Origin of the sequence: Enterobacter cloacae complex sp. IR5441 (genome assembly GCF_049238215.1) — a bacterium.
Classification (GTDB): domain Bacteria; phylum Pseudomonadota; class Gammaproteobacteria; order Enterobacterales; family Enterobacteriaceae; genus Enterobacter; species Enterobacter hormaechei_C.
In genome coordinates this window covers 13,259-31,673 of record NZ_JBMKIA010000036.1, presented here as the reverse complement: position 1 = coordinate 31,673, position 18,415 = coordinate 13,259, and the positions used below count along the sequence as shown (strand labels likewise).

General features: G+C 55.1%; 16 protein-coding genes. 5 read left to right on the top strand and 11 right to left on the bottom strand.

Features of this window, described 5'->3' with window-relative positions; genetic code table 11:
* Positions 1-48: 48 nt before the first annotated feature.
* A complete protein-coding gene (locus ACOTX5_RS22960; protein WP_045911706.1) occupies positions 49-1,548 on the bottom strand; it encodes an aldehyde dehydrogenase family protein in 1,500 nt (499 codons plus the stop codon).
* A gap of 241 nt (positions 1,549-1,789) precedes the next feature.
* Here ACOTX5_RS22960 and feaR point away from each other — a divergent pair, with 241 nt between their 5' ends.
* Positions 1,790-2,698 (top strand): transcriptional regulator FeaR, encoded by a 909-nt coding sequence (feaR, locus tag ACOTX5_RS22955; protein WP_015570600.1) that lies wholly within the window; start codon positions 1,790-1,792, stop codon positions 2,696-2,698.
* Here the strand turns inward: feaR and ACOTX5_RS22950 are convergent, their stop codons facing one another.
* Genes ACOTX5_RS22950 through ACOTX5_RS22940 form a run of 3 tightly spaced genes read right to left on the bottom strand, consistent with a single transcriptional unit; the run spans position 2,699 to position 5,851 of the window.
* Positions 2,699-3,016, bottom strand: coding sequence for a YdbL family protein (locus ACOTX5_RS22950; protein ID WP_023296550.1), 318 nt, complete (start codon positions 3,014-3,016; stop codon positions 2,699-2,701).
* A gap of 7 nt (positions 3,017-3,023) precedes the next feature.
* Positions 3,024-3,215 (bottom strand): YnbE family lipoprotein, encoded by a 192-nt coding sequence (locus tag ACOTX5_RS22945; protein ID WP_045911705.1) that lies wholly within the window; start codon positions 3,213-3,215, stop codon positions 3,024-3,026.
* On the bottom strand, positions 3,212-5,851 hold the full coding sequence (locus ACOTX5_RS22940; RefSeq protein ID WP_045911704.1) for a YdbH family protein: 2,640 nt from the start codon (positions 5,849-5,851) through the stop codon (positions 3,212-3,214). The genes ACOTX5_RS22945 and ACOTX5_RS22940 overlap by 4 nt, the downstream gene beginning before the upstream one ends.
* 210 nt (positions 5,852-6,061) lie before the next feature.
* Between ACOTX5_RS22940 and ACOTX5_RS22935 the strand changes: the two genes are divergently transcribed.
* Positions 6,062-7,051 carry a 2-hydroxyacid dehydrogenase gene (locus ACOTX5_RS22935; RefSeq protein WP_047727107.1) on the top strand — a complete coding sequence of 330 codons (990 nt, stop codon included), beginning with the start codon at positions 6,062-6,064 and terminating at the stop codon, positions 7,049-7,051.
* A gap of 179 nt (positions 7,052-7,230) precedes the next feature.
* On the opposite strand, the gene ACOTX5_RS22930 is transcribed toward ACOTX5_RS22935, so the two are convergent.
* Both ACOTX5_RS22930 and ACOTX5_RS22925 read right to left on the bottom strand, forming a co-directional pair.
* A complete protein-coding gene (locus ACOTX5_RS22930; protein ID WP_006808842.1) occupies positions 7,231-7,404 on the bottom strand; it encodes a GnsA/GnsB family addiction module toxin in 174 nt (57 codons plus the stop codon).
* Positions 7,405-7,706: 302 nt separating this feature from the next.
* A complete protein-coding gene (locus ACOTX5_RS22925) occupies positions 7,707-7,985 on the bottom strand; it encodes a DUF1471 domain-containing protein (protein ID WP_003857380.1) in 279 nt (92 codons plus the stop codon).
* Positions 7,986-8,212: 227 nt separating this feature from the next.
* Between ACOTX5_RS22925 and ACOTX5_RS22920 the strand changes: the two genes are divergently transcribed.
* Positions 8,213-8,803 (top strand): DUF4142 domain-containing protein, encoded by a 591-nt coding sequence (locus ACOTX5_RS22920; RefSeq protein ID WP_017694065.1) that lies wholly within the window; start codon positions 8,213-8,215, stop codon positions 8,801-8,803.
* Positions 8,804-8,877: 74 nt separating this feature from the next.
* On the opposite strand, the gene ACOTX5_RS22915 is transcribed toward ACOTX5_RS22920, so the two are convergent.
* Together ACOTX5_RS22915 and ACOTX5_RS22910 are read right to left on the bottom strand one after the other, a co-directional pair.
* Complete coding sequence (locus ACOTX5_RS22915) at positions 8,878-10,974, bottom strand: pyrroloquinoline quinone-dependent dehydrogenase (RefSeq protein WP_045344786.1); 2,097 nt, start codon at positions 10,972-10,974, stop codon at positions 8,878-8,880.
* Between the two features lie 10 nt (positions 10,975-10,984).
* Entirely contained in the window at positions 10,985-11,350 is a 366-nt protein-coding gene (locus ACOTX5_RS22910; protein ID WP_017694067.1) for a hypothetical protein, read from the bottom strand.
* A 632-nt stretch (positions 11,351-11,982) separates the two neighbouring features.
* Here ACOTX5_RS22910 and ACOTX5_RS22905 point away from each other — a divergent pair.
* Entirely contained in the window at positions 11,983-13,245 is a 1,263-nt protein-coding gene (locus tag ACOTX5_RS22905) for an amino acid permease (protein WP_020480531.1), read from the top strand.
* Positions 13,246-13,332: 87 nt separating this feature from the next.
* Positions 13,333-13,572 (top strand): DinI family protein, encoded by a 240-nt coding sequence (locus ACOTX5_RS22900; RefSeq protein WP_003857390.1) that lies wholly within the window; start codon positions 13,333-13,335, stop codon positions 13,570-13,572.
* Positions 13,573-13,892: 320 nt separating this feature from the next.
* Here ACOTX5_RS22900 and ACOTX5_RS22895 read toward each other — a convergent pair whose 3' ends face one another.
* From ACOTX5_RS22895 to fhuE, 3 genes are all read right to left on the bottom strand, one after another.
* Positions 13,893-14,639, bottom strand: coding sequence for a molybdate ABC transporter permease subunit (locus ACOTX5_RS22895; RefSeq protein WP_017384530.1), 747 nt, complete (start codon positions 14,637-14,639; stop codon positions 13,893-13,895).
* A gap of 14 nt (positions 14,640-14,653) precedes the next feature.
* Complete coding sequence (locus ACOTX5_RS22890) at positions 14,654-15,568, bottom strand: extracellular solute-binding protein (RefSeq protein ID WP_033486757.1); 915 nt, start codon at positions 15,566-15,568, stop codon at positions 14,654-14,656.
* A 594-nt stretch (positions 15,569-16,162) separates the two neighbouring features.
* Positions 16,163-18,331 carry a ferric-rhodotorulic acid/ferric-coprogen receptor FhuE gene (gene fhuE, locus ACOTX5_RS22885; protein WP_045911702.1) on the bottom strand — a complete coding sequence of 723 codons (2,169 nt, stop codon included), beginning with the start codon at positions 18,329-18,331 and terminating at the stop codon, positions 16,163-16,165.
* Positions 18,332-18,415: the final 84 nt, after the last annotated feature.

Here is an 18,415-nt window from a genome sequence, read left to right as displayed (position 1 = left end):
CTCGATCCCGTAGGCCGGGTAAGGCGTAGCCGTCACCCGGCGTTTTTTTTAATACCGCACACACACCGACTTGGTTTCACACCAGCCGTCCAGCCAGTCGGGGCCGAAATCGCGCCCGGTGCCGGACTGCTTCATGCCGCCGAACGGCAGGTTGGCGTCTATCAGCGTGTGGCTGTTCACCCACACTGTTCCGGCCTGTAACCTGTCGGTATACGCCAGCGCTTTACTGATGTTCTGCGTCCAGACGCTGGCCGTTAAGCCATATTCAGTGTCGTTCGCCAGCTGAAGCGCCTCTTCCCCATCGGCCACACGAACCAGGTTCACCACCGGCCCGAAGACCTCTTCACGCGTCAGTCGCAGATGATTATCCGGGTTGACCACCAGCGTTGGCGAAACGTAATAGCCTTTGCCGTCTGGGCCCCGGTTCCCGGCGATCAGCTCCGCATTGTGCGCCTTCGCCTCATCCAGGAACGCCTGAACCTTATCGCAGTGGGCGCGCGACACCAGCGGGTTGATAAACGCCTCCGGCGACATGCCCGGCCCGACGCTGAGGGATTTCACGGCCTGTTCAAACCCGCTGACCAGCGTGTCGAACAGCGGAGCCTCAATATAAATGCGCGAGCTGGCCGCGCAGACCTGCCCCTGGTTCAGGAAGCTGCCGGTCATCAGCCCTTCAATCACCCACGCCGGATCGGCATCTTTCAGCACGATGGCCGGGTTTTTGCCGCCCAGCTCCAGCGTCACGCCCGTTAGCGTGTCCGCCGCCGCGCGGGCAATCTGCTTGCCCGTCGCCGTCGAACCGGTAAAGCTCACTTTGGCAATGCGCGGGTGCGAGGTCAGCGCCGCGCCACAGACGGCGCCACTGCCGGTCACCACGTTGAACACACCCTCCGGGATCCCCGCCTCGCTCGCCAGTTCCGCCACCCGTAACAGGGTGAGCGGCGTGGTTTCCGACGGTTTGATCACGATGGAGCAACCTGCCGCCAGCGCGGGCATCACTTTCCACATGCCAATCATCAGCGGGAAGTTCCACGGCACAATCCCCGCCACGACTCCCACCGGCTCTTTACGCGTCCACGCCTGATAACGCGCGCCCTGCGGCAGTGGAATCGAGAGATCGAGGGTTTTACCGGCAATTTTGGTGGACAGCCCTGCCGTGTAGCGCATCCAGTTCAGGGTGCAGCCCACCTCGAAGGCGCGGGAAATGTTAATCGATTTCCCCTGCTCCAGGGTTTCGAGCTGTGCCAGCTCTTCGCCATGCTGTTCCACCAGATCCGCAAACCGCAGCAGGATGCGTTCCCGCTCTGCCGGCAGCCGTCCGGCCCAGCTTCGGGCGACAAAGGCGCGCCAGCCAGACATCACCGCACGATCGACATCATCGACGCTGGCATCGGCGGTAGAGGCAATAACCTCTCCGGTCGCCGGGTTATAGACGTTCAGACGCTTTTCGCTATCGGATGCCGCCTGACGCCCTTCGATCCACAGGCCGTGCTGGCGATCTAAAAACTGCTGCACGCCCGGCAGGATGGCGACATGTGATTCGGACATAGAATACTCCTTCGTTATGCTTCGCAGGGTGTGTATGCAGTCTAAGAGGGGATTCGCATTCCTGCTTTTGTCTGTGTGACATTCGCTTTGCCAGCTGTGACAGGGTCCGCAAATCGTGATAATTCCCGCTTATATCGCTGTAACCGTTGAGTGTTCTTTCCTATAGTCAGCCTCGTAGCCCTGACAAAATGCAACATAAATGCAACAATGCGAAAACAGTGACGGTGCAGCGAGAACATCAATGGCGTGTGCAAGCGAACAGGACAATTTTCAGCAGTGGCTGGCGCAAATTAACCAGGTTTGTGGGCGCTTTGCGGCACGTCCGTTAGAGGGGGCGTTTCTCGGCGAGCTGGAAACCAGCTACACCCAAAGTCTGAAGCTGAGCACGGTGACCGCCGCAGGCGTTAACCTGTTTCGCACCCGTCAGGAGATCAAAAACGGCAACGACGCCTGGTTCTACACCGTGTTTCAGCTGGAAGGCAGCGCCGGAATCGAACAGGACGACCAGCGCGCGATGCTGAAAGCCGGGGATATCACGCTGATTGACGCCTCCCGCCCGTGCTCCATTTACTGGCAGGAGCGTTCCCGCCAGATTTCGCTGCTGCTCCCGCGACAAATCATTGAGCAACACGCGCGTTTTCAGGAAGTGAGGTGCGCGCTGCCCCTCTCCCGCAGTCTGCCTACCGTACAGCTGAGCTACCGACTGCTACAGGAGAGCATGGGCAATGCCGATCTCAGCGCCAGTGAAAGCGAAGCGGCGCTTGAGGCGATGGTGTGTCTGCTGCGTCCGGCCTTCCAGCAGCGTGACGAGGTGCTGCCGCGCAAGGAGCGTCAGTTCCGCCACGTTCTGTCCCTGATTGATGATCATATTCAGTCGGAGGCGTTAAGACCGGAGTGGATAGCTTCAGAGAGCGGCATGTCCGTGCGTAGCTTGTACCGCATGTTTGCCGGGAAAGGGCTGGTGGTAGCGCAGTATATTAAGAACCGTCGCCTCGATTTATGCGCTCAGGCGCTGCGTTCCATCAGCGATGACGAAAAGCTGGCGGGGATTGGCTACAGCTGGGGTTTCACCGACCATAGCCATTTTTCCACCGCCTTTAAGCAGCGTTTCGGGGTTTCGCCGGGCGAATACCGCAGGCGTTACCGCTAGCTATTTTTTCAGCCACTTGCCGTTAATTCCCTTCACGTACTCACCCGGCTGCGCGCGGGCCACCAGCTTTTGTCCCGCCATTTTCGCCACCTCGTCGACGGGTAAATTATTACTGTCAGCCAGCTGCTGGTAACTTTCCGTGCGTGCGGCGTTGATACGGTTCACCAGCGCCAGGGTTTCAGCGTCGTGCTGAACGGGCGCAAGATAGCCGCTCAGGGTTTCCCCTACGCGCCCCTGGGCACGCGCATCGTTGAGCGTAAGCGTGGCGGCGTGAACGTTCATCCCCAGCGCCAGTAACATCAGAGCAAATCGTTTCATGACATCCTCAGAACAGATCGCTGCGGGATTTCAGCAGGGCTTCAACGTCTTTATCCACCTTGATATGGATTTCATGCTCGATTTTCACGTTCATGTTGATGGTGATCGGCTCTTTGGGCACCGCCACTTCAATGCGCGGCGTGCAGCCTGATAGCAGCGCGACGACGGCCACGGTGAGTACACCAGCCCTCTTTTTCATTGTTGTTCCTCACTTTCCTTGCCTGTCGAACTGCGGAGAAGGGGTATCGCCGCATGTTGCTCAAACCATGTTTGCAGATTGTCCCCAAAGCGCAGGCTGCGCCAGAGGGTAAAAATGTTCTCTTCATGGGTGTAATTCAGGTTTACGAAACTGCTTTTACCTTCGACGCGGCTGGTGCCTTTAATGGCCGCCTGCATGGTTAACACACCCAGATTATCTACATTGAGTTTTGTCCACGACTGCGAAATTTCCATATAGCGGAGCCAGTTGATCGCCGCCCCTGCAACCATGTTGTCTTTCACAATGGCATCCGCCGTGTCCTGGTCGATGCGCAGCGTCATCGGCCCCGGGTTGGTCAGCCAGCCATCTTTAATGATCCATTTTTCATTGTTCAGCCAGAACGGCAGCGCGCCGCTCACCGGGCCGGACATGGCAAACTGCTTCGGATTCACCGCGCTTATCAGTTCGCTGGAGGATATATTATCCACGCGCAGTAAAGCCGGATCGTGCTGCGGCATTCTCAACTGCTGCATGGTGATTTTCCCGCCGAGCGCTTCCACCTTCACGTTGGTGAGCAGGAGCGGGTTCGCTTCGGTCCAGGGATAATCGCCCTGGAGATCCGCGGTGATATTTCGGGCTGTGACCAGGTTTTTCACCTCGTCGATTCGTAACGTTACCGGTCCGCGCGTGCCCAGCGACCAGGTGCCCTGGCTTAAGCGGAACGGCAGAACAAAATCTACGCCGTTGATCTCGTTATCCGGCATCCACGCGCTGCCCGCTTTCAGCACCCCGTGCCCCCCGGCCTCAAACCCCTGATCGGGAGCCGCGGAGAAAGCCACCTGCGCGTACATTTCGCCGCCGCGCAGGGTCATTTTCCAGTCTGGCGGGATCAGCGGCTGAAACACCGTAAGAGACTGTTTTGGCCACCAGGCCTGACCGCGAAGGCGTTCGCCGTCCCAGCGTCCATTCACCTGGACCGGGCCGATGTCGTCCGCATGCAGGTTCCCTTTAAACTGGAACACCGTCGGGTCTGTCCCGTCAACACTGAAGGTCAAAACGGACGGCGGCAGCACGCTTCCGCCTGAAAAGCTTGTTTGCCCGGCGTTAAGCGCGAGCGCGCCGCTAAAGGTGGGGTTATCCGGGTCCCGCGACCAGCGCACCGGGTGATCCAGCACCAGGCGCGGCTTGCTGACCAGCATCGTACCGTACTGCAATTTGTCGAACCCCGTGGAAAGATCGGTCAGTTCGATAACGTTGTCGCGCCACTCCCCGGTTCCCCGGACATCCCAGCGCGCGTTCATTGGCGTGAAATTCCCTTTCCCCCAGTAGCGCCACTGCCACAAACCGTTGTCCGGTAAAAAGTCGTTAGCCTGGCCGTCCAGATGCAGCTCAAAATCGCCCATTTCGTTTTCATGCGCCCGCAGAATGGCTTGCAGGCGGCCGTCCACGCCCTTCTGCGTGAGCTTCACGCCCGCCAGCGGCCAGCGGATCTCATCGATATCCAGCGAGTCGATGATGCGCCCGCGCGAGCGCAATAAAGCGCCGGGTTCAAACGTAAGCTGCGGATCGTAAAGGCTGCCGGTCAGCATCGCCGGGAGCCTGGCATACAGGATCAGATCGTTTTGCTTGGCTTCCCCGCTCAGGTGCAGCGGCATAGCGCTGTTATCCATACTGAGCGAGCCGGGACCGATATTCAGCACCGCGTTGCCCTTACCCGCATCCCCCTGGGTCAGCACGTTGAGCCGCCCCGTGAAGGTGGCTTTCTCCAGCCCCTGCTGCCAGTTATCCACTTTCAGCCCGACGCGTCCGCTCATTGGCACGCCGGAGGCTAACCAGTTCCAGCGTCCGTCGCTGATGGTCAACTGCTGAGCGGTGATCTGCCACGGTAAATCGAGCAGCGGATCGGGGTTGTCCCGCGCCATGACCACCAGCTGGCCCTGATTGTCCTCCCAGTCCAGATCGGCATCGACCAGCGAGGATAACTGTGGCACGTTAAAGGTCGCGACCGTATGCCCTTTCACCGGCACGCCGTCCGGCACCAGCGGCAGGGTAAATTCACCGACCAGCTTCACGGGCTGCGGCTGATCCGGCAGTTGCACATCGAACTGGCTGATGGAGAGGGTCTGGCCGCGCAACTGCCCCTTAATGCTCACCTGCTTGCCGTTATAGGTGATGTCCTGGCGGGCTGGCGTCAGTGAGGCATGCAGCTCACCCTCCCACTGCTGCCAGGGAGAAAGGGTAAAGCGATGGATGGTCAGCCAGGTGTTGGGCAGGATGGCCTGCCACTGCGCCAGCGTTTTCGGCGCCACCGTAGATGGCGCCGATTGCGGTAATTTGCTCAGGCAGACAGAGTTAAGTTCAAGTGCGCCAATATCCAGATCCCAGCGGCTGGGGTGTGACAGAGTCACGTTTTCCACGCGGGCAATTTCACACTCTTCTACCAGATAGCGGAGATCGGGGATGATCAGGGCGTGACGCGTGAGCCGTGGGCTTTTTTCAAACGCGATGCGCGTTCCAACGGGGAGCCAGATCCCGGCGAGCGTGGGTACCCACTGGGCGAGCGTCATCAGCAGCGTCAGCGGCACAAGAAATAGCAGCAGTAATAGCGCGATTGCGGCTTTGTATTTACCCTTCATGGGCAGTTAATATCCTGATTTTGCGAAAAAAATAAGCCGTTCTTGCCGCTCATTGTCGCATGTTTAGCCAGTCAGTTGAAGGTAATGCCATTTTTAAGAGTAGATGCTCTACAATAATTCATAGAACTTATTGATTTCAATGAATTTTGAAAAATTGTAAGATAATTTTAAACATGCTAACGTGGTTCCAAAATCACTGGAGAAAGTCTTATGAAACTCGCGGTATATAGCACAAAGCAGTACGACAAAAAGTATCTGCAACATGTTAACGAGACGTACGGTTTCGATCTTGAATTTTTCGACTTTCTGCTGACTGAAAAGACGGCTAAAACCGCCCACGGCTGCGAAGGCGTGTGTATCTTCGTTAACGACGACGGTAGCCGACCGGTGCTGGAAGAGTTGAAAAAACAGGGCGTGAAATACATTGCCCTGCGCTGCGCGGGCTTTAACAACGTCGATCTCGATGCCGCCAAAGAGCTGGGTCTGAAGGTCGTTCGCGTCCCGGCCTATTCTCCGGAAGCCGTGGCAGAACATGCCGTCGGGATGATGATGTCGCTCAACCGTCGTATTCACCGTGCCTATCAGCGTACCCGTGATGCCAACTTCTCTCTGGAAGGGCTGACCGGCTTTACCATGTACGGTAAAACCGCAGGCGTCATCGGTACCGGCAAAATTGGCCTGGCCGCCCTTCGCATCCTGAAAGGATTTGGCATGCGCCTGCTGGCGTTTGATCCGTACCCAAGCGCCGCTGCGCTGGAGCTGGGCGTGGAGTATGTCGATCTGAAAACGCTCTTCTCGCAGTCTGACGTAATCTCCCTGCACTGCCCGCTGACCCCGGAAAACTATCATCTGCTGAACCAGTCGGCGTTCGACCAGATGAAAGATGGCGTAATGATCATCAATACCAGCCGCGGCGGGCTGATCGACTCTCAGGCGGCTATCGAAGCATTGAAAACGCAAAAAATCGGCGCGTTGGGTATGGATGTGTATGAGAACGAACGCGATCTGTTCTTTGAGGATAAATCTAATGACGTGATCCAGGACGACGTGTTCCGTCGCCTGTCGGCCTGTCACAACGTGTTGTTCACCGGTCACCAGGCGTTCCTGACCGCCGAAGCGCTGATCAGCATTTCGGAAACCACACTGGGGAATTTGCGTCAACTCGAAAAGGGCGAAGCGTGCCCTAACGCGATAGTGTAAGCCTGGTAAGCCGGGTGGCGGCTACGCCCTGCCCGGCCTGTGGATTGCGTTAATTGTAGGCCCGGTAAGCGCAGCGTCACCGGGCTTTTTGGCTTCAATCCTGCCACGCGCAGGAAAGTCTTAGCTGACGTTTGCCGTTCTGCTTTATCCAGTGACCCGAAAACAGGTAATAATTTTGATTAAATAAGTTTGATTTTTACCTCATACCCCTCGAGGCCTGTCATGGCTTCACGAGCGATAAACTCAATTTCAGACACTTCCTGCCCTGTTTTTTTACGTAACTCTGAAATTTTTTTGGTTATAAGCGCTGAAATTTCTTCTTCTGCCTTTTGCGTCAGTGCGTCAACGTTCATGTTTACCTCTTGCAACCGTTTACTGTTTCCAATCTCCAGCAGGCGACAGCTAACGATTAACTGCCTTTCACCATAACTGTATGTAAAGAGTAGACTATCTGTGTAACGTATGCTGCCGTCGCATTTAAATATGCATTTAGATTGCATTATTTGAACAAGGTGTTATTGTCCCAAAGCCTTAGAGCACAACACATAAACATAAGAATAGATTTGACTCACACTCGCCCCGCATCAGGGGCATTTTTTTGGCGGTATATAAGCAAAAACCCGCCAGAAGCGGGTTTTTGTGTTATTCGAGAAAATTATTTAAAGACTTCTGCGACGGCCTGGAAGTTAGGTCCATGCTCGCGGGCAGCGATAATGACGTAGTATTTCCCGCCCTTCTCGTCTGCCAGTTTTGAGAGTTTTTGATGAAGATCTGAAGGTGAAGAAATTTGTCCACCTGAAGCCCCTACAGATACATTACCAAGGTATTCAAGCTTGAAGTGGTGCGCTTCATCCTTGGAAATCATATCTGCCGCAGATGCGCCGAAGCTTGCTACTGTTAAAGCCAATACACTCCCTAATAGTGCTTTTTTCATATCATTCCTCCTGTTGATGAATCTATATATTTAACATTAGCAGCAAATATGTAAATGATCCGTATCAATATTGTAGAAGGATTGAGCATCACGACCAGCCATCACTGACCTGAACAGCGGGTACAGCAGGTTCATCTACTATACTGACCTGTGCAGTCGCCATTTATCTGCCGGTTGCGCCTGAAGCAATTGAAACTTACCTGTACCATGACCATCAGGAGAACAATATGCACACGAGTAAAACCCTGAAAAGGCTGCTAGCCGTATCAGCAGTTGCAGCAATGTTCAGCACCGTTGGCGTACAAGCCCAGACAACCAGCGCCGCGCAAACTCAAACTGCGGGCCAGGCTCAACCGGACGCCAGACTCAGCTCCGGCGACGAGAAAGCATTGAAGGACATGGCGCAGGCCAATATCAACGAAGTTGCCGCCGCCAGGCTCGCCCTCGACAAGGCCCAAACCAGTGAAGTGAAAACATTCGCCCAGAAAATGGTCGACGATCACGGCGCCGCGCTGACCAAAGTCAAGACCGTTGCCCAGAAAAAGGGCGTGGAGCTGCCGACCGAACCAGACGCCGCGCATAAAGCCCTGAACTCAAGGCTGGAAAACCAGCGCGGTGACGCTTTTGACAAAATGTATATGGAATATGCTGGCGTGAAGGACCACGAGAAGGTGCTGTCGAAGCTTAAGAGCGACGCCAGTAAAATCGACGATCCGGATGTGAAGGCTCTGGCCAACGAGCACACTCCGGTCGTTGAGCAGCATCTGAAGTCCGCCGAGCAGATGTCAACGCGTGCTGGCGCATCAGCCGATAAATAACGCGTCGGTAAAACGACTACTGCAAAATAAAGTGGGGCCCGCAGGCCCCACGCTTATTTCCCCTTCCTGCTGAATTATTCCGGCAAGGCGTAGACCACCACCTGATCGCCCACCTGATCCTTCAGGATCGTATTCCCGCCTGCCACGAAGGCCACATACTGGCGACCTTTATATTCATAGACGGACGGGTTCGCTACCGCCGGAGCTTCGGCCTGATCGGACCACAGCTCTTCACCGCTCTCTACCGAGTAGGCACGCACTTTGGCATCCATTGAAGCACCGATGAAGATCACGCCGCCCGCCGTCACTGCCGGACCACCAATGGTAGGCGAACCCCAGCTTTCCGGCATGAAGAAGCCATACTGCTGGGAGGCGCCAACCGGACGACGCCATTTCACATCGCCCGTGTGCATGTCCAGCGCCACGATTTCACCAAACGGCGGTTGCCAGCACGGCATGCCCAGCCAGTTGCTCGCCACCAGCAGACGCATACCGTACGGGGCGCCTTCCTGTGGGGCAAAGCCGCTTTCGTTGCCGGAGTCTTTGTCTGCGTTATCGTAATCCTCACGGCTGTACAGCTTCACGTACTGGACGATATGCGAGGTGTTGACGATAGCGATCTGTTTTTGCGGATCGAACGCCACCCCACCCCACTGGACGCCGCCGGCGCTATCGGGATAGGTGAGCGTGCCTTCGCCTTTGGTGGTTGGCGGGGTATACATTCCCTCATAGGTCAGGTTATCCCACAGGCGGGAGCACTGGCCGCCACCGACGATATCCGCCAGCTTCCAGATTTCCGGTTTTTTCGACTGGTCGAGCAGCGGCGCGGGTTTGGTCGGGAATGGCTGCGTGGGCGAGAGAACTTCACCCTGAACCGACCCATCACCCTGCGGAACCGGACGTTCTTCGATTGGCCATACGTCCTCCCCCGTCAGGCGGTTAACCACAAACAGGAAACCCTGCTTGGTGGCCTGCACCAGCGCCGGGATCTGCTTGCCGTCTACGGTGATGTCCATCAGCGTCGGGGCGGAGTTGATATCGTAATCCCAGACGTCGTGGTGTACCCACTGACGGGACCAGACCACTTTACCGGTGTTGATGTCCAGGGCGGTGGTCGAGGTGCCAAGCGGAATAGCGTCCACGCGGTTGCCGCCCCAATAGTTGGGAGACGGCGATGAGACCGGGAGATAGACCAGCCCGTTGGCCTCATCGGCGGACATGTGCGTCCAGACGTTGGCAGTACCGGTACGCTTGCGGATCTCTGCCGGGATCGCCTCAAAGGTCCACTCAAGCTTACCGGTCTGGGCGTTGACTGAAAATACGGTGCCCGGAGGGGCTTCGGCATAGGCCCAGTCCTTCCCGGCCCAGCCCACCAGCAGATGGTTGCCGACAACGGTTGGCGGTTGCAGGACAGAGAGCGGATACTTCGCGTTAACGGTATTCCACTGGTTCAAATCCAGCACGCCGTTGTTCGCAAAGCCGCTGCACGGTTTGCCTGAATCGGCGTCCAGCGCAAAGAGCTTGCCATCAACGGTGCCCATATAGACCATCTTCTGGCATGCCTCACCTGTCACCGGATTTTTAGCCTGCCAGTAGGAAACGCCGCGATTTTTCAGCACCGGCTGGGTCAGCGCCTTGCGCGACGATTTGGTGTCATAGTGCCACTTCTCTTTACCCGTCCCCGGATCCAGCGCAATCAGGCGATCGAATGGCGTGCCGATGTAGAGCGTATCGTTGGCGAAAATGGGCGTTGCGGACCAGACGGTAGCTGGCGTATCGCCTTTACCATCCGAGACGTCGCCGGTATGGAACTCCCAGACTTTCGTTAATTTCCCGACGTTATCCGCCGTAATTTGGGTCAGGGGACTGTATTTCTGCGCGTTAAGCTGGCCGTGGAAGCTGTCCCAGGTGGCGGTGCCGGGCACCAGCGGCGTCGCTGGCTGGCTGGCCGAGGCGACTTTCTTTCCATCACCGCTGCCGGTTGAGGCATCGTCGGTGGTTTTTGTGGTTCCGGGCGCCTGCTGATCGGCCGCATCAATGTTCAGTGATTCCTTTGTCCCCTGAGAGGCTTCAGCGGCCTTATCCTGCGCCTGTAGCGCGAGCGGAGCGACCAGCAGCGCCAGCGCCGTCATGCTGACTTTTATGAAGGGATAATGCTTATCGTTGTGCACGGGCGGCTCCTCAGCTTCTGACGGGATGGTTGTAACGAGCGGAATGGCTGCTCAGCATAATCAGACCAATCAGGCCGACGACCATGGCTGCCGTTATGATGTACTGGTGCAGCAGCGCGGCGGCGAAAGCAATACCCGCCAACACCATCAGGGTGACAATAATCAGAAAAACGCGCGCGCCGCGACGCGATGCCGCACGTAACATAAAGGTCAGTATCGCCAGCACTACGCTGGCAATGACCACGCCCAGTGCGCCAATGGTGCCAGTGACGCCGGTAAGCGGCGTCCACCAGGCGTATAGCGCCACCGCGAAGGCTATTATCGCGGTCAGCAGCAGCAAAATGCTGCCGACCCGCGAGGATTGAGAATGCAACATACCAGGAAACCCCCTCTAAAATGCAAAATTGACCATTATTAAGGCGTTTTCGTGAATATATACCCCTGCTGCCCGCCGCTATTAAGGAAACGCGACGTGTGGAGCGGCGGCATATTTCACTAAACGTAACTGAGTATAGAAGAGGATTTTCTTATGGGGCGTTTAATAGCAGGCATACGACGTCCTGAACCCCTTCGCCACCATAAAGAGAGCGTTATGTTACAAGACGGTTCGAAAGCTACGAGCGGGTTACACGATTGTCTACATTCTGTTTTTTAATTTCAGGCATAACGGGATAATTTCACGCCCAATAAAATAATTAAATAAGCCCCCCTTCAATATGATGGCGCCTTATGGTACTTAATAAAACAGGGTGTTTATTCTTTAATTAACAGACGTGCAGGCAGGGAAAGTCAGTCGTTATTTGTTCGTTAATTTAACAAATCCCTTTCTTAATTAACCGCCTGTTAAAGCATCGTCAAAGAATAACGATAGTTATTGCAGGCATACACATAAGGTTTTCGGTATGCAACATCAAACCCCTCCCACCCGTGACGTAATGGCGCAGCGACGACTACAGACAGATAAAAACTAAATAAGTCGTCGCCCCTCTAACAACGCGGTAAAATATGATGAATAAAGCCACAACTCTCTCAGCTAATATTACAACACGCTCTAACTGGCACTGGCAGGATAATATCTGGACGCTGGGCCTTTATGGTACAGCCGTCGGAGCGGGAACACTGTTCCTTCCCGTGGAAATCGGCACCCGTGGTCCGGTTATTTTTCTGGTTATGCTCCTGCTGGGGCTGCCGTTATCCCTGATCCCCCATTTACTCCTTTGTCGTGTATATATGCGTGAAGAGAAGACTGAAAACGGCACGTTGCCGATCTTCGGCTCCTTCTTCAGCGGAAGGGGTGAAAAGCTGATCACCCTTTTCTATTGTGTGACCTTCTTCCCGGTAACCCTGGTTTACGGGGTGGCGCTGATTAATGCGCTGAGTAATTTACTGGTGGAGCATCTGCATATTACCGCCATCAGCCGTGGGCCATTGTCGTTTATCGTGGTTGCTGCGCTGTATGTGGTGCTTAGCAAGGGCCGGGACAGAGTCGTGGCCATTATGAGCGCACTGGCGCTGCCGTTCGCGGCATCTGTACTGCTGATCGCCGTATCACTTATCCCGGGATGGCATCTGTCTAACCTGACCGATACGGCCGCTGAAATGAACGCCACGCCGCTGCCGGTAACGCTGAAAAATATCTGGCTGACGCTGCCGCTTATTACCTTCTCGTTTTGCTGTGCGCCTATGGTCTCCCCGCTGAGCTCTTACTACCGGGAGAGGAAAGCGGAGGGTGAGAAAAAGGCACTGTTCGTGATCCGTATCGCCTACTTAGCTATCTTCGCCAGTATCCTCTTTTTCGTGCTGAGCTGCGTGCTGGGGATCCCCCATGACAACTTTGTGCGAGCGAAGGCGGAAAACCTGAATGTGCTGTCGGTGATGAAGGGAAACGGTGATTTCAGCCTGATTTACCACATTGCCCCGCTCATCGCTATCATCGGTATGACGAAATCCTTCCTCGGCGTAGGTCTGTCGGTCGCACAAACGTTTGGTCAGCTGGCTGCCAGCGTATCCGGCAAAAAGGCCAACGCCAGCAAGCGGCTGGCCTCTCTGGCGCTGTTCCTGCTGACCTATGGCATTGTTTATGCCAATCCGGATGTGCTCAGCCTGATTGAAATGTTCTGCGGACCACTGATCGCGGTGATTCTGTTCCTTATCCCAGCGTACCTCATATACACCCGCCCCTCGCTGGCAGAGCTTCGCGGCGTGACGGTGTTTTTGGTTGTTCTGGGCGGGCTGGCAACGCTGTCTGCATTGCTCTGGACAATGCTTTAGTCTGAACGCCGTTTGACTGTACCCATATACAGTAGTATTTTACGTTCAGGCTGAATCACATGCGTAATATCCATAAGGTAAACAATCATGTTTGTGGAACTGGTTTATGACAAGCGAAACGTACAGGGGCTGGAGGGAGCCAGGGAAATCATTCTGGCCGAACTGACAAAACGCGTGCACCGGATTTTTCCTGATGCCAGCGTGACGGTTAAGCCAATGCAAGCGAACGGCCTGAACAGCGACGCCAGCAAAAGCGACCGTGAAAAGCTCAACCGCATGCTTGAGGAGATGTTCGAAGAGTCGGACATGTGGTTAATACAAGAGTAACCGGGCGCAAAGCCCGGTCCTGGCTTCGGGAGACAAAGAGCATACAACGTTAACTTTGCGTAATTTCTTCCGCTATCGCGACGTACCGATTTACGCCTCCATGGTTCCCACAGCATAATCCCACCGATCCGATTGTAAGACATATCCAGCACGCGCCACATTTTCTTCCTGCCCTGTACTTTCAGTCTGACTGACTGGAGGTTTCTGTGTGTGGCCTTTTATGAAGAATCCGGTTTGGGGTTATTCGAGGTAGCCCGCTGAAAAGGAAACGTGAGCAAGCTCATCCGCTATGAACGAGGAACGGACGATCTAAGGGGTGTTCATTTCCTGGCCATTCGTTTGCCAAGAGCAAAGCAGACCATTGGCAGGGGAAGCGTCACTACCAGCAGCATCCATAGCAAAGTATATACTGTGTCCACCCCGTCATTTTGCAGATTGGTATACAGCTTTACCGGTATACCCTGCGGGAAATAAGCAAAGATCATCACGATCCCGAACTCGCCTACCGCGCGAACCCAGGCGAGTGTTACGGCAGAAGCCAGCCCAGGCAATGCCAGGGGTAATGTAAGAAAACGAAAGCGGTTCCAGGGAGAAGCTCCCAACGTTTGTCCCGCTTCAAGAATATTCTTGGGAACAGTGGCAAACGCCGAACGCGACACCACGATAAAATAAGGCAAAGCGCCGTAAACCTGAGCCAGCACAAACGCCGCCGGATTATTTACCAGCGTAGCTCCCAACAGTGAAAGCCAGCGGCCAATCACGCCATAAGGCCCGAAAGCCGAAACCAGCAAGATCCCCATTGCCAGCGGTGGCGTCAGCAGAGGGATCATCACCAGCAGTTCACCGATCAATCGTTTTCGACCCGTGGCTTGTGACAGCCACCATGCCACCGGCATGCCGATAAGAATGATAATTCCGAGTGCCAGCACACCCAGTCCCATAGAGACGGCAATGGCGCTGTCGTCGCGCCAGGCCAGCTTCAGATGATGCCAGGGCGTGACGCTAATCAGCGTGATAAAGGGGATACTTAACAGCAGGATAGCGGGCAGGGATAACCACCCCGCCACCCAGCCCGGTTTTCTTAGCGGGCGTATAAGCTGTCTCCTTTAGGTTCGGCGTAGCCAAACGCTTTGAACAATTTCTGCCCCTCGGCGCTTTGCATGAACGATACGAACTTTTGTCCCTGTTCTACACCATTCGGCGCGTTTTTCAGCACCGCCGCATAGAACACCATTGGTTGAGTGTGCAGAATTTGATCCTGGCCTTTGCTATCTTTAATGGTAAAACTGACGGTGTCATACCACTGTTTCGTCATCGCCGGGTTGCTGAGGTTTATTTCATCCGGCAGCGCGACATACGGCAAATGCGCTGAGCGAACTTCACTCTCGTATCCCGCTGCTGCATCCACCTGACCGCTTTCCAGACGCGCCAGCAGCCCTCCTTCCTGATGAGTCTGCTGTGGGTTTTGCAGCGAGCCTAAAATTTTATCGGTGATGCCCGGCATGTTGTAATACTTTTCCGCCAGCATCAGGCTAAACACAATATTCTGGCCTTTTGGGTCGACATAAGGATCGGTGCGGCCAAATAAGACATCTTTCTGCGTCAGCAGAGTCAGCCACGAGCCGTCTTTCTTTCTGTTGGCCTGTTCAAACTGCGCTGCATATTTACCCTCAGGACTGTAAGCGACCACCATGCTGGTACTGGCGACAGGGACCGCCTCATCTATCAGCCCGGCGTCTTTGAGAATTTGCATCGGCCCCGGGGTGATGGAGACAAACACATCGGCCTCAATTTTGTGGCTTGCAAGCAGGCGTGCCATCCCGTATGCACCCTGGCCCTGCCCCTGATAGCCGTCGTTATTTGCTCTGGAAAAAGCCGGACCTAACCCCTGGTCCATTACTTTGCCCATGGAACCGGCATAAGTCACCCTGATATCCTTTGCCAGCGCCATGGATGGCATTTGCATCAGCGCAACCGCCACCAGCACAACCTGCATTCGTTTCCTGGCCATAAACACCCTCTCGCTATATATTCTTTTATATATCGAATTTTCCAGAAAAATCACCGCAATGACAACCTCCTCAAGCGCGCCGTTGATGCAAGGTTGAATTAAAGGAAATCGGTCTGGGTGGTGCATGGTCAACTTAGTCAGATGTTGTCATCCAAATGTGGGCAATTGTTCATGAAACATGCTGCGTAAACTCCTCGTAGCTTTGCGTAGAAGAATCTTGAACTCATTGTCATCAAGGTCTTTTGCACAGTTGTAGCCCAACTCGCTATATAGATAGATACATAGTGATTAAATAACTTGAGGAGTTGTGTATTGCTCAGGATTACCCTCGAGTCTGAGGGCGTCCTGTTCATTGAATATTTACGCTTTTGCGTCTGGCTGTTTTACTGCATATCCAACATACGTCTTCTTTAACTGATCCAATGTTTCCGGCACCAGGCTCGTCCCCCGTTCAAACCGGCACATTATTCGTTACCAGGATGGCAATGGCATGGCGGCCATCGCCGTGCCGTTGCCGCTGGTGGGGCCGAAGCGCATTTCGGAACAGGTGATGGCCAGGATAGCGATAAGCTGATTAGATCAGAATGTGTAACTCATGCTTACCGAGACGCTACGCGGTTCGCCATAGACGGCAGAGTCATCGAGGTAGGAGTAGTATTCGCGGTCGAACAGGTTACGAACGTTTGCCTGCACCGCCAGCTGTTTCGTCAGCTGATACTGCGCGAACAAGTCGACGAGCGGATAGCTGCCCTGATAGAGGCGCTGCGTCTCGCCGTCCGGACCGGTGACATCTTTGTACACCTGATTCTGCCAGTTCACGCCGCCGCCTACGGTCAGATCCGGAAGCGCCGGGACGCGGTAACGGCTGAACACCTTAAGCTGCGTCTGCGGCGCAAAGCTGTTGAAGCGGCCATCTGAATCACGGGCAACATAGCGGGTCGCGCTGAAGGTAAGCTGTAGATTGTCGGTAACGGCACCGTTCACCTCAAATTCCGCCCCTTTGCTCACTGCGCCTTTGGTTGCGCGATAAGCTTGTTCGCTGGATCCATTAACGAATACCCCGCTGATTTCCTCCCCCGCGTTCTCCTGTTCTATGCGGAATACGGCAACGTTGGTGGTCAGTCGACCGTCCATCCAGTCTGCCTTCAGGCCGGTTTCATAATTTTTACCGGTGACGGGAGAGAGCCATGCACCCTCTTTCGTGCGTTTGGTTTGCGGGGCAAAAATTGAGGTATAGCTGGCGTAAGCGGAAAGGCTGTCGTTGATGTCATACACCAGCCCGCCGTAAGGGGTGGTGTTGTATTTACGCATATCGCCGCTGCTGCCATCCGAGCTGTACTGGGTATAACGTGCGCCAACGATTAGCGACAACGGATCCGCCAGCGACAGGCGTGCCGCCGTATACGCCGATTTTTGCCGCACGATATCATCCGCATTTTGATACCAGTCGCCCCACTCCGGCTCGGCCACGCTGCCGTCCCAGCTGTTGTTGAAGATGCCAATCTGAGCACTGTCCATTGGCCCGTCTTTGCTGAAGGTAGCATTGTGCTGTCGGCTATAGTTGGCTCCGGCCATCAGCTGATGTTGACGCCCGAGAAGTTCAAAAGGCCCGCTGGCGTAGGCATCAAAGGCGTCCAGAGTGCGCTTGCCGCGATCCTTACTACCCCAGCCTGATGCGCCTTCTCCGGTGGTGGCGTCCGGATTGCCCATCACATAAAGCAGGGTATCATTGAACGTTTGCTCGCCGTGGGTTCCATTGAAACGCACCGACCAGCCGTTATCCCAGTTGTGGGTGAGGTTAGCAAAAACTTTACGCGACTCAACGGAGTATCCCGTCCAGTCTGCCGAGGTATTGACGTTGCGATCGTAATGGGTACGGCTGCCGTTACTGTACAGGCTGGGTAATCCGCCCCAGGTCGGGTTGGCTGTGTTTGTTTGCTGATAGTCCCAGCCCAGCGAGGCCGTCGTGTGTTCCGTTACATCGCCTTCAATGACGCCATAGAGAAATTTCTTGGGCTTGCCATATCTGTCAAGCCAGCTGTCCTGATCCTGATAACCTGCCACGACGCGCCCACGCAGGCTGCCGTCGGAATTGAGGGGCGCGGAGATGTCGCCCACATAACGCTGTTTGTTCCAGCTTCCGTAACTTGCGCTGACGTTGCCCCTGAAGGTTTTACTGTCGGCACGTTTACGCACCATGTTCACCGTTGCTCCCGGATCGCCAGCGCCGGTCATCAGGCCGTTTGCGCCACGCACAATCTCTATACGATCATAAATGGCAGTATCTTCCTGCGCATCGCCAAAGTTCCACGCGTCGCCCATTGATGTGGGGATCTCATCGTAGGCGAAATTGGTGATTTCAAAGCCGCGGGAAAAGTAGCTGGAACGCTCGCTATCAACCTGCTGCGACGAAACGCCGGTGGCATTGGTAAGTACCTGGTCAATGGTTTGCAGGTCTTGATCCTGCATACGCTGGCGCGTGACGACGCTGACTGACTGGGGGATATCGCGCGGGGTCAGCAGCATTTTGGTGCCTGAACGCGTGGTTTTTACCGCATAATCCTGCTGCGAGTCGGCGCTCCCGTTCCCGTCACCGTAGACAACCATCTCTTGTTCTTGCGTATTTTCATCCGCCTGTGCCGGGTGCATGACGGCGGACATTGCCAGCGCAAGCAGTGAAAGTGAGAAGGAAGCAGGAATTAACCCTGCGGGCGCTTTCGCGCGATTAGCCCTGCCTTTAAAAATCATCATGTTACCTGTCTGTTGTTGTCGTTATGTGCAAATCATTCATCCAAATAAGAATGGAAATGATAATTATTTGCTTTATTATGC